Source organism: Atribacterota bacterium (genome assembly GCA_039638595.1).
GTDB classification, from domain to species: Bacteria; Atribacterota; Atribacteria; order Atribacterales; family Caldatribacteriaceae; genus Profundicultor; species Profundicultor thermophilus.
Map to the genome: position 1 here is coordinate 1 of JBDIWM010000056.1, position 11,033 is coordinate 11,033.

The 11,033-nt window shown below is 46.2% G+C and carries 12 protein-coding genes, 1 tRNA gene and 1 pseudogene; 12 read left to right on the forward strand and 2 right to left on the reverse strand.

Annotation, left to right across the window (positions count from 1 at the left end):
• The first annotated feature begins 451 nt into the window (after positions 1–451).
• From ABDK92_10030 to ABDK92_10070, 9 genes and pseudogenes are all read left to right on the forward strand, one after another.
• A complete protein-coding gene (locus ABDK92_10030; protein MEN3186945.1) occupies positions 452–706 on the forward strand; it encodes a hypothetical protein in 255 nt (84 codons plus the stop codon).
• A gap of 97 nt (positions 707–803) precedes the next feature.
• On the forward strand, positions 804–959 hold the full coding sequence (locus ABDK92_10035) for a hypothetical protein (GenBank protein ID MEN3186946.1): 156 nt from the start codon (positions 804–806) through the stop codon (positions 957–959).
• 12 nt (positions 960–971) lie between these two features.
• A pseudogene (locus ABDK92_10040) lies at positions 972–1,469 on the forward strand (sugar ABC transporter substrate-binding protein).
• Positions 1,470–1,531: 62 nt separating this feature from the next.
• Positions 1,532–2,512, forward strand: coding sequence for an ABC transporter permease (locus ABDK92_10045; protein MEN3186947.1), 981 nt, complete (start codon positions 1,532–1,534; stop codon positions 2,510–2,512).
• 12 nt (positions 2,513–2,524) lie between these two features.
• Positions 2,525–2,746 carry an ATP-binding cassette domain-containing protein gene (locus ABDK92_10050; protein MEN3186948.1) on the forward strand — a complete coding sequence of 74 codons (222 nt, stop codon included), beginning with the start codon at positions 2,525–2,527 and terminating at the stop codon, positions 2,744–2,746.
• A gap of 64 nt (positions 2,747–2,810) precedes the next feature.
• Positions 2,811–3,038: a hypothetical protein gene (locus tag ABDK92_10055; protein ID MEN3186949.1), complete on the forward strand. Its 228-nt coding sequence runs from the start codon at positions 2,811–2,813 to the stop codon at positions 3,036–3,038.
• A 26-nt stretch (positions 3,039–3,064) separates the two neighbouring features.
• On the forward strand, positions 3,065–4,042 hold the full coding sequence (locus ABDK92_10060) for an ATP-binding cassette domain-containing protein (GenBank protein MEN3186950.1): 978 nt from the start codon (positions 3,065–3,067) through the stop codon (positions 4,040–4,042).
• An 18-nt stretch (positions 4,043–4,060) separates the two neighbouring features.
• Entirely contained in the window at positions 4,061–4,504 is a 444-nt protein-coding gene (locus tag ABDK92_10065) for a hypothetical protein (protein MEN3186951.1), read from the forward strand.
• 35 nt (positions 4,505–4,539) lie between these two features.
• Positions 4,540–4,992, forward strand: a complete 453-nt coding sequence (locus ABDK92_10070) for an ABC transporter permease (protein ID MEN3186952.1) — start codon at positions 4,540–4,542, stop codon at positions 4,990–4,992.
• Between the two features lie 69 nt (positions 4,993–5,061).
• Here ABDK92_10070 and ABDK92_10075 read toward each other — a convergent pair.
• Together ABDK92_10075 and ABDK92_10080 are read right to left on the reverse strand one after the other, a co-directional pair.
• Positions 5,062–5,136: transfer RNA gene (locus ABDK92_10075), tRNA-Gly, on the reverse strand.
• Between the two features lie 176 nt (positions 5,137–5,312).
• The gene (locus ABDK92_10080) at positions 5,313–6,656 is read right to left on the reverse strand and encodes an alpha/beta fold hydrolase (GenBank protein MEN3186953.1); all 1,344 of its coding nucleotides are present in this window, start codon (positions 6,654–6,656) and stop codon (positions 5,313–5,315) included.
• Positions 6,657–7,077: 421 nt separating this feature from the next.
• On the opposite strand from ABDK92_10080, the gene ABDK92_10085 reads away from it, so the two are divergent.
• The 3 genes from ABDK92_10085 to ABDK92_10095 form a co-directional block, all read left to right on the forward strand.
• A complete protein-coding gene (locus tag ABDK92_10085) occupies positions 7,078–7,797 on the forward strand; it encodes a GntR family transcriptional regulator (GenBank protein ID MEN3186954.1) in 720 nt (239 codons plus the stop codon).
• A gap of 20 nt (positions 7,798–7,817) precedes the next feature.
• Complete coding sequence (locus ABDK92_10090) at positions 7,818–10,253, forward strand: glycyl radical protein (GenBank protein ID MEN3186955.1); 2,436 nt, start codon at positions 7,818–7,820, stop codon at positions 10,251–10,253.
• 15 nt (positions 10,254–10,268) lie between these two features.
• On the forward strand, positions 10,269–11,033 hold a 765-nt coding region (locus ABDK92_10095), incomplete at its 3' end, for an ROK family protein (protein ID MEN3186956.1).

The following is an 11,033-nucleotide window of genomic DNA, read 5'->3' on the forward strand; positions in this document are numbered from 1 at the left end:
CTCCTTCTTCTGAGTTTTTTACTACTTTTGGAGTGAGGATACCGGTTCCTGCACTTTTTTGTCTACCCACCTGTTGCGGATTTCTATGAACCTACACAGATGGATAAGGTTAATCTAATTGTCTGGGTTTTCTGTGGGAAGAAAAAGTTCCCCAATCGAGGAATCGAAAAGCGTTGGGGGATGGAGGAAAAACGTGGTTTTTTCGGTGAAGTCAATTGGCAAAGCCTGGGAGGTTTCATATAATTAGTGGTAAAGATGACTTTATTTGTTAATCTGAAGCGGGTTACCCCATTTTTGGGGTAATAGGATCTTTGAGTGCAATCTGCCTTCCAAAAGAAAAAAGAGGTGAGAGGAAGCCGTTTTTGGTGTTCTCGATTAATCGTCAGATTGTTAAATCAAGCTCTGTACTGGAAGGAGGTAGTCTATGAAACGGATTTGGTAGGTAATTGGAATGGTGCTTGTAGTGTGTCTATTGGCTGGTAGTATGGCGTTCGGCGAAGAGCCGGTGTATCTTGGTACGGCTATCCGAAGTCTCACGAATCCCTACTATGCGGCCTGGGCCAAAGAGGCGGAGATGTTCGCTGAGTGGGCCGGGTTGAAAGATTACAATGTGATTTTGACCTGTGAGGGTTCCAGCGAGAAGCAACTGAATGATATTAAAGGCTCTGGTGGCCCGTTCCAAGGGAAATTTGGTATTCTGCATTGACTCCAACCAGTCCACTGACGCGGTGGCCATTGCCAATGAGCTGGAAAAGAGTAAAGTATATTTCCTGACCTTCTAGAACAAACCTGATGATGTAAGGGTGAACGATTACAAATACTGGGTTTGCCATGTCACGTTTGATAACAGGGCTTCGGGTTATAATACGGCCAAGATTCTTTTTGACACCATTGGTGGAAAGGGGAAGGTGTTCGCCCTCCAGGGTCTTTTGGGGAACAGTGCTGCAATCGAGCGCTAGGAAGGTTTTCAAAAGGCACTGAAAGAGTATCCGGAAATAGAACTGGTAGGCTGGGAAGCAGGAGATTGGCTGAAGACTAAAGCCTATAACCTTGTTTCCAACGCTCTGACTGCTCACCCGGACATTAAGGCGGTGTGGTATGCGAACGACGATATGGCCACAGGTGCCATCGAGGTCCTGCGAGCACGGGGACTGGCTGGAAAGGTTCCAGTGTCCGGTGTTGACGCCATTCCTGAGATGATCACTGCCATCCAGAAAGGCGAAGCCGTGGCCACGGTTTCTTCGGATGCCTACTGGCAGGGTGGTGTGGTTCTGGCGATTGCCCTGGCGGCCAAGAAAGGTGATATCAAAGTTGAGGAGTTACCTGAAAATAAGCGGGAATGGATTGCCAAGAGCATTCTGGTAACCAAAGAGAACATTGGCTGGTATATTCAGAACTACGTGGAAGGAAAACCAGAATACGACTGGACGAATTACTGGGGAAGATGGGTGAGAGGAATTAACGAGTAGGGATTGAGCATTTCTGGGGGGCTGGTTTTTTTGGGCCTAAGCCCCCCAGGGGAGGGTTCTTTGTGAGCGTAGCCATGGTTGAAATCAAAAGGAAAAAGTTTGGAGTTCTGGTGGACAATGCTTCGCTGGTGGCTCTGGTTTTGCTGTCCATTTTTCTGGGTCTGGCGAATCCCCGGTTTTTTACTCTAACCAATCTTTCCAACATTCTTGATTTGGTTTCTCCCCTGGGGATTACCGCTCTGGCGATGGGGTTTGTGCTGATGGCGGGGAGCATTGACCTTTCTGTGGCGGGGGTTGCGGGTTTAAGCGGAATCGTTACAAGTTTCCTGGTTAAGAATCTGGTGAATCAGAATAACTTTGGTTTTTCTGCCTTGCTTGTAGCTCTTCTCGTGGGATTAAGCTGTGGTGTTTTGAACGGGGTACTTCTCTACAGGTTTAAGATTCCTTCCTTTATGGTGACTCTGGGGGTTGGTTTTATCACCACTGGTGTGGGGATATTGCTCACCAGGGGAAATACCATTCCCATTACCGACTGGGGTTTTAGCCAGATTGGAATGGGAAGGATAGGTCCTGTGCCGGTAGCCTTTTTACTCACCCTGAGTGTATTTTTTGTCATGTGGTTTTTAAATGGGCGAACCATTTTCGGCCGGTATGTGCTGGCCATCTTTGGAGACGAAGCCATTGCCAGAGATCTCGGTATTAGTGTCAATCGGACTAAAATTGGTATCTTCGGTCTGGCTGGAGCCCTGTATGGGTTTGCCGGGGCAATTTTGACGGCTAAACTTGGTTCTGGGGATATCAATGCCTCCCTTGGCCTCACCTTTGATTCCATCAGCTCCTGGGTTCTGGGAGGAATTGCCATCACCGGTGGAGTGGGAAATGCTGTCAAAGTCCTTGTTGATACTTTTATTCTCACCATCCTGCGAAATGGGTTGATTCTGATGGGCATCAGTCCTTATGTCCAGCAGGGAGTAATCGGGACAATCTTGATCTTTACCGTGGCGTTGACCATTGATCGTAAGAAGATCAAGATTATGAAATAGGAGGTTTTCCCTTTGGAAAATCAACCATTGCTGGTAATGAAAAAGATCTGCAAAAGCTTTCCAGGCGTTCAAGCCCTGGACGATGTGAACGTTGAGGTTATGCCTCAGGAAATCGTGGGGTTAGTGGGAGAAAATGGAGCCGGTAAAAGTACCCTGATGAAGGTCCTGGCAGGGATATACCAGCCTGATTCCGGGGAAATCATATTTAATTGGGCAGAGAGTTTCTATCCGTGACCCTCAGCAGGCCCGTAATCTTGGTATTGCCATGGTTTTTCAGGAGCAGGCTGTGTTACCAAACTTGATGGTTTATGAGAATATCTTCCTGGGTAATGAAAAGAAATTTGCCAGCATGGGGGGTATCAATCGTGGAAAAATGATTTGGGAGGTGGAAAACCTCCTTCGGGAAATAGGGATCACCGTTTCTCCTCTGGCATATCTCCACGAATTAACCTTTATGGAAAGGCAGATGGTGGAAATCCTGCGAAACATCTGGGTGGCCCGCCAGGCAGAAATCAGTAACCCCTGATTGTTCTAGACGAACCGACCACGGTCTTGGAAGAAAGGGAGGTAGAGCTTCTCTTTTCTAAACTGCGGGAGTTAAAGAAACAGATTTCAGTGATCTACATTTCCCACCGGTTGAACGGGGTTGTGGAGCTCTGTGACCGGGTGTACGTGATGAAGGATGGGAAGAACGCTGCATGTTCCAAAAAGGGGGAGTTCGACGAAGACCTGCTGCGGAGCAAGATGGTGGGTCGAGAGTTTCATGGAGAGTACTACCTGATTTCTGAACAGGTTGAACCCATCCCCAAAGTGATTTTGGAACTCAAAAACTGCACCAGAAAAGGAGCGTTTGAAGATGTCAGCTTTCATCTTCGAGAAGCGGAGATTATCAGCATCTGTGGGGTGGTGGGCTCAGGGAAAGAGGTGCTTTGTCTCGCTCTGTATGGGTTGATGCCTCTTGGTGCCGGAAAAATCTACCTCCACAGAAAAGAAGTGCGGACTTCTTCTCCGGCCGAGGCTTTTGCTCTGGGTATTGGGTACATCCCTGAGGACCGGCGCAACGATGGGCTGGTTCTGAACCTTCCGGTTTTTGAAAATGTCACTCTGCCAATTCTCTACCGCCTTCGGAAAGGACTTTTTCTAGATCGGGAGTTTCAACTGAGTGTTTCGAAAAACATGATTGAGAAACTGCGCATCAAAACTCCTTCACCTTTTGCTCTGTGTCGGAATCTCAGTGGGGGCAACCAGCAAAAGGTAGTCCTTTCAAAGTGGTTGTTGTCAAAAGTAAAAATTTTGATCATGTCGCATCCCACCAGGGGTGTGGATGTGGGAGCCAAACACGAAATTTATGCCCTGATTCGAGAGTTTATCAGACAGGGCATGGCCATGATTCTCATTGGTGACAGCTTTGAAGAAGATATCGAGCTAGCCAACCGCATTATCACCATGAAAGATGGAAAAATCACCGCTATTCTTGATGCTATAACCTGTAAGCCCAATCCTTCCGATTTAATCGGGTATGTGGTTTAGTCTGGGAGGCGAGAAGCCGTGAGCAAAGATAAAATTCTGGCCTTGAGTGTGGTTATCTTTATCTTTTTAACCCTTGGTATTACCAATCCCAGTTCTTTTCTCTCTTCGTATAACATGAAAGCACTCCTCGAATACACCATGACCTATTTTGTGGCCAATATCGGCTTAACATTTGTCATCATGATTGGTAGTATCGACCTTTCCATTGGTTCGATGCTTTCCTTTTTCACCGTTCTTTTCGTGATGTTTTTGAATTCTTCTGGTTTCTGGGCCTATTTGCTGGTGCTCGTCCTGGGCGCCCTTTTAGGGTTTGCCAATGGTCTCATTTTTACTCGTTTAAAAATCCCCTCTTTTATCGGCACCTTTGGTGCAGCGGGATATACCAGAGTCTGGCTCTCATCATTTCCGGCGGAAAACCGATTGGTGTTAAACCCGTGGCTTTCAGGGCTCTTGATTTTTTGAACGCTCACACCGGTTTTTTAAAAGGATCCCATATTTTGGGCTTTTCCCTCTTTGTCCTTTTTCTGGTTATCCAGTATTACACCTCCTTTGGTCGGTATGTGTACGCCGTGGGAAACTCTGAGCAGGCCACCAGCCTCAGTGGGGTAAAAGTTTACTGGGTTAAAACCTTCTGTTTTGTCCTGTCTAGAATATCTGCTGCTCTGGCTTCCTTCATCCTTGTGGCCCGAATGTTCAGCGGCGACCCCACCATCGGTACCCCTTATCAGCTCCAGATTATTGCTGCCTGTGTGGTCGGCGGTACGGCCCTCACCGGGGGAGTGGGCGGGATTTTCAACACCCTTCTTGGCACCTTTGTGGTAGCCCTCATCGGTAACGGCCTTAATGTGGTGGGTGTCAACGTCTACTATCAGCTTGTCGTCACGGGAACCATTACCATGGTGGCGGTGGTTTTGACTCTCGACCGGTCCAAGGTTCTGGTGGTGAAGTAATTTCAAAAAGAGCGGGACATATCTTTGGTTGAAAACAGTATCTCATGACGAAATGCTACTCGAAAAAAATGGAGCGGAAAACGGGATTTGAACCCGCGACCCTCGGCTTGGGAAGCCGATGCTCTACCCCTGAGCTATTTCCGCCCTTGCCAATATTATATCGAATCTCCTCATTTTTGCAAGAGTTGTGTGATTCTATGTCAATAATTATGGAATCAGCCTCTGAGGATGGTGTCCAAGGAGTATCTTCTTGGTGAAGCGTATCCCTTTTCTGTTGTAAACATAGGACCGTGGTGGGTTTCAAAAGCAAAGTTATGGAGTTATTCTTTGGAGTAGGCCCGTTTTTTAATCCACTCAGCGATGTCTTGGACCAGGTTTCCGTCAACATGATTCGGTGTTTCGTATTCTTGAGGACTTGGAGTACCTTTTCCTGGGCAGAGTAGATGGTTCAGAGAAGGGTAGCACTGAAAAGAAACTGCCAGTTTCGACACCAGTGTTTCTTTCCAAAGATTCCAGTCTTTTTCGGTTACCTGATAATCTCTTCCTCCCTGGATAATAAGAATTGGTACAAGAATTTTCTGGGCACTTTTCAGAGGATTGATGTCCATGAGGCTATAAAAATAGATTGCGTGTCCCCCTAACTCGGTGACGATTTCTTCTGGTGCAAAGATCCTTTGGTTGATGCCTTCAACGGCTTTTTGGATCGCTTTCAATTGCTGGGTTTCGTCTGAAGCCAGAACACCATCCAGGGAAAACACATATTCCATTTGTTCTGGGATGAGCTGGTGTAAAGGTCTTGCTGGAGCAGCGCAAAGGATGATTCCTTTCAGTTTTCCATCGCGAAAAGCTATTTCCGGAGCAAGATAGCCCCCGAGACTGTGTCCAAAAAGGAATACCTTTTCGGGGTCAATTTCCGGTTGCCTGCTTAGAAACTGCAGGGCTTGTAAGGTATCGGTGATCACTTCTTCTTCAACGGTGAATCTGGATATTTCCGGTGAGGAAGAAATTTTCATGCCATAAACGTATGTTCTTTTGTCGTATCGTAACGTTGCTACGCCCTGTGTGGCGAGTCCCCAGGCTATATCCCGAAAGGGTTTGTTGCCCATGACGGTTTCGTCACGGTCATTGGGGCCAGAACCGTGGACAAGAACCACTGCCGGGAAGGGACCTTTTTCTCTGGGAATGGTTAGAGTACCGGGAAGTTCCCATTCGGGGACCCCGAAGGTGATTTCCCGCTCGGAAAACCGATCCTGATCGACATACGGTGGAAGAGTATATTGGTGTTCGGTATAGGGAAGAAAATATAAACTGGCAACTTTTCCTTCGCTATCAATGGCTACCTGGGCAAGAAGGGTCATTTTTTCGAACCGGCAGAGGATATTTGCAACAAGATATCCATCTTTTGTGGTAGTAGCTCTGGTCTCAAAAGACATGAGTTTTCCGAGGTTTTTTTTCATATTTTCCCACATTTTTTGTAGGGTGTGCTGAGGTAGGAGTTCCTGCATCTTTTGGTCTTCCATTTTGTACGCTTCTTCGTAACGTTCCTCTTTAAGGAGCGTAAGAAAAAGGGTTGGATTTTCTGAGGAATTGGCTTGAGAGTACTCTAGAAAAGTAGAACTAAGAAGGAATCCCAACGCAATAATATAAATGATCTTCGTTTTCATGATGATAGGCTCCTTTCGATTTTTGTTATTCTTTGATATTCGATGAGGTTGGGTATCATTGATTTTCAGAAAAACAAGATTACTTTGCTTTTATGAAGCTCCGGTGCTTGACTGTGAATTGGGCGGGTGACTGTGACTTCCATTAGTGTTATTTCCACGTACAATTGAATCTGGGTGTTGCCCAGCTTTTGACCAATAAACTGTACGACCATTCCTGGCTGAATAGCGTCAACACTTTGTAGGATTTTCGTTCCAAATTGAACAAGCCTGATTTAGGGTCTGAGTACCCGCTTCCTTTCCTTGGGTTTGATGGTGATATTTTATACCCTTTGGCGGAAGATGGCAAAAAGTTGTTTTGATGATTTTATCGTGCTTGACCTGTCACGGAATCTTTGATATGCTATTCATGTGATCATATGATATGATAACTCGAGATAATTTGGTTAGTCAGGCAAAAAAAGAAATAATGAACCTGATTTTTCGGAAGGGCTTTTCCAAAGGGGAACGGTTTTTTTCTATCGAAGAACTTTCTGAGCTTTTGTCGGTAAGTAAAACGACGATACGCGAAGCCATCCGGAGTTTAGAACAGTTGCACTTTGTAGAAGTAAAGCAGGGAAAGGGAATCTATCTGGCTGTTGATCCTAAATCCTTGGGAAAAAATATCGCCCAGTTGAGGAGTGCAACCGAGATGGCTCGGGAATCGGGAATTGATCTCAAAACGCTGAGTTGGGAAATTCAGGAAGTGGGTGCTGATTCTTTTTTGGCAGAAAAACTTGGGGTTCGTAGAGAGGCACCACTTGTCCTGTTTACAAGGGTAAGGGGTTTTGATGATGAAGTTGTGCTCTATCTCGAAGACATTTTGCCCAAAGAACTTGTTGCTGATTTCACGCCTTTAGACTGGCAGGGATCACTGTTTGAAGCTCTGGAAAGAAGGGGTATTTTTGTTTCACATTCCATAGCCAAGATTATTCCCTATATTCCGGAAGGAAAGATTAAAGCAAAACTCAGGCTTCCCGAAACAGTTCCATTTTTGCTTCTTGAGCATTTGCACTTTGATGTGCATGGAAGAGTAGTGGCATTTTCGAAGGATTATTATAATTCGAAGTATTTTCACTTTGAAGTGGTGCGAAAGCGGATTTGAGCGGGAAAGGAGGTTAGGATATGAGCGTGCAACTTGTTGAAGAGCCAAAGTTAATTGAGTTGCCTTTTGGCATGACTGAGCGGATTCGGGTGATGCGAGAGGAATTGTTACGTACCGTTCCTCAGGTCTGTACGGAGCGAGCCAGGATTTATACTGAAATTTATCGATTCTTTGAGGGAGACCCGCCAATTCTTCGGCGGGCCAGGGCATTGGCGGAAACGCTAAAGCGGATGAGTATTACGGTATACAAAGATGAACTTATTGTAGGTAACCAGGCTTCGAAAGTTAGGGGTGCGCCGATATTCCCGGAGTATTCATGGGACTGGATTGAAAAAGAAATTGACGAATTTGAGCGGCGTCCTGGCGATGTGTTTGAGGTAAGCGAGGAAGACAGAAAAATTCTACTTGAGGAAGTCATCCCCTACTGGAAGGGGAAAACACTCTATGACCGGGCCATGAGTATCATCCCTGATTTTGTCAATAAAGCTCAGGAAATGGGTGTCATATCTGGAAGGGGAAACATTACTTCTGGTGATGGGCATATCATTGTCCATTTTGAAAAGGTGCTTCAGCGTGGCTTGCGGGGGGTCATCGAGGAAACGAAATCCCGGATGGATAACCTTTCCGAAAGTGATCCTGAATATCTGAAAAAACAGATTTTCTATCAATCGGTTTTGATCACCCTGGAAGCAGCTATTCATTTTGCACATCGATACGCAGAGTTGCTTCGTCTTGAGGCCCAGGTTGTGACCGATGGGCAAAGGAAAAGAGAACTTTTGCAAATGGCGGAAAATGTGCAGATGGTTCCCGAAAATCCGCCCCAAAGCTTCTGGCAGGCGGTGCAGTCAATCTGGTTTGTTCATTTGATCACCCAGATTGAGAGTAACGGTCATTCGTTTTCATTAGGAAGGGTTGACCAGTACCTTTATCCTTATTGGAAAAAGGATTTCGAAGCGGGACGGATTACTGTTGAAGAAACCGTTGAAATCTTGCAGAATTTGTTTGTAAAAATGTTCACTATTAACAAAATCCGTCCCTGGTCGCATACCCAGTTTGGTATTGGGTACACCACCTACCAGAATGTTACCATTGGTGGACAAAATAGATATGGCCATGATGCAACGAATGAACTCAGCTATCTCATTCTCAAAGCAGTGGGAGGATTGCGATTAACAACTCCAAACCTTTCGGCTCGTTTCCATGTTCTTTCTCCACGTTTGTATTTGAAGGAATGTGCCAGAGTAATTCGGCTGGGATTTGGTATGCCGGCAATGAAAAACGACGAAATTATTATTCCTGCTCTTCTTGACAAAGGGGTAAGCATTGAGGACGCCCGCAATTATGCTATTGTGGGATGTGTGGAAGCAGCGGTTCCAGGAAAATGGGGCTATCGCAACACTGGCATGACATTTCTCAATGTATTAAAAATTCTGGAATTAACCCTTTACGGAGGCCGTTGCCCTCGGAGTAATGTATGTCTTTTGACTACCCGTTTGCCAGCCCAGTGTGCGAGTTTCGAAGCATTGTACGGGGAGTTCAGGAAACAGCTTAATTTCTATACCAGATGCCAGGTGCTTATGGATGTTACAGCCGATACTGCTCTTGAAGAACTCGTTCCCGATGCTTTCTGCTCGGCGCTTGTGGAAGACTGTCTTGATCGGGGAAGACATCTTAAGGAGGGTGGGGCAGTCTACGATGTGATTAGTGGTCTTTTTTCGGGGTTGGCTAATGTAACCAATAGTTTGGCGAACATTCGAGAGCTCATTTACCGACGAAAAGTCCTTCGGTGGGATGCGCTTCTTGAGGCGTTGCAAGAGAACTTTGCCAGTTATCAAGGACAGATGGTACAGAAACTCCTTCTGGAAGAAGTGCCTAAATACGGAAACGATGTTGAGGAAATCGATGAACTGGCCTGTCAAATTTTCAACGATTATCTGGAGGAAATCAAGAAATACCGAAATACCCGCTATGGTCGAGGCCCGGTTGGGGGTACCTACTGTGGTTCAACGTCGAATATTTCTGCTAATGTCCCTCTGGGAATGGCTGTCGGTGCTACACCTGATGGCCGGAAAGCCCATGAACCCATCGCTGAAGGAGTATCACCTTACTACAACACTGAAAAGGCTGGTCCAACGGCGGTGATGAAGTCAGTAGGTAAATTGCCTACGATCAAGACGATTGCGCAGCTTCTGAACCTCAAATTTACGCCATCAGTTCTCGCTACCGAAGAGGGTCTGAATAAACTCATACAGCTTATTACCGTTTTCTTTAGAGACCTCAAGGGCTGGCATATTCAGTTTAACGTAGTTGATGCCCAAACCCTGCGGGAAGCGCAAAAAAACCCCGAAAAATACCGTGACCTCATCGTGAGGGTAGCTGGATACAGTGCGCTCTTTGTGGCGCTGGATCCCCGGACCCAGGAGGACATTATCCGCCGTACCGAACACGCTCTGTAGAAGAGGATAGACAATATGAGAAAAAAGGCTGCTCTGGGGATCGACATCGGGGGAACGAAGCTGCGTATAGGGCTTGTTGATGAGACACTCCATCTTCTTGATATTTTCTTGACAGAGGAGCACCGCTGGCTCACCCCTCAAGAGCTTGCTAGGTTTCTGGCAAGGAATGTAGAGCAATTCGTAGGTCACTATGGAGAGTTTGATATAATCGGATGTGGAGTGGGATATCCTGGACCAATTTGTTTTCCAAAACGAGCGACATTTTCGTATTCCAACCTTCTCAATGAAGCCTGGAGGGGTGTTCCTTTGGCGGAGATGATACAGGAAGAAATTGGAATGCAAGTGGTGATCGACAACGATGCAAATTTAGCCGGTCTTGCAGAAATGCATCTGGGAGCAGGAAGAAATTTTTCTCACGCGGTTTATATGACCATCAGCACAGGACTGGGAGGAGCTATTTTTATTGATCGAAAGCTTTACCGGGGTTTCTTGGGCAACGCGGGAGAATTTGGTCATATGGTCGTGGATCGAAGTGGGCGATACTGTAAATGTGGAAACCGAGGGTGTCTCATGTCGCTTCTTTCGGGGTTGGGAGTCGAAAAGTTAATCCATGAGGAACCGTCGTGTCAGTTTTTGTTTTCCTCAGAAGAAGATGGTTCTGCCTGTGTCAAAAAGCTGATGGAGCTGGCAATCGCTGGCAATGCCGTGGTTCGTGATGTGATCCAACCGCTTCTTGAGTACTTTGCGTTGGCTTTTCTCAATGTTATTCAGATTCTGAAT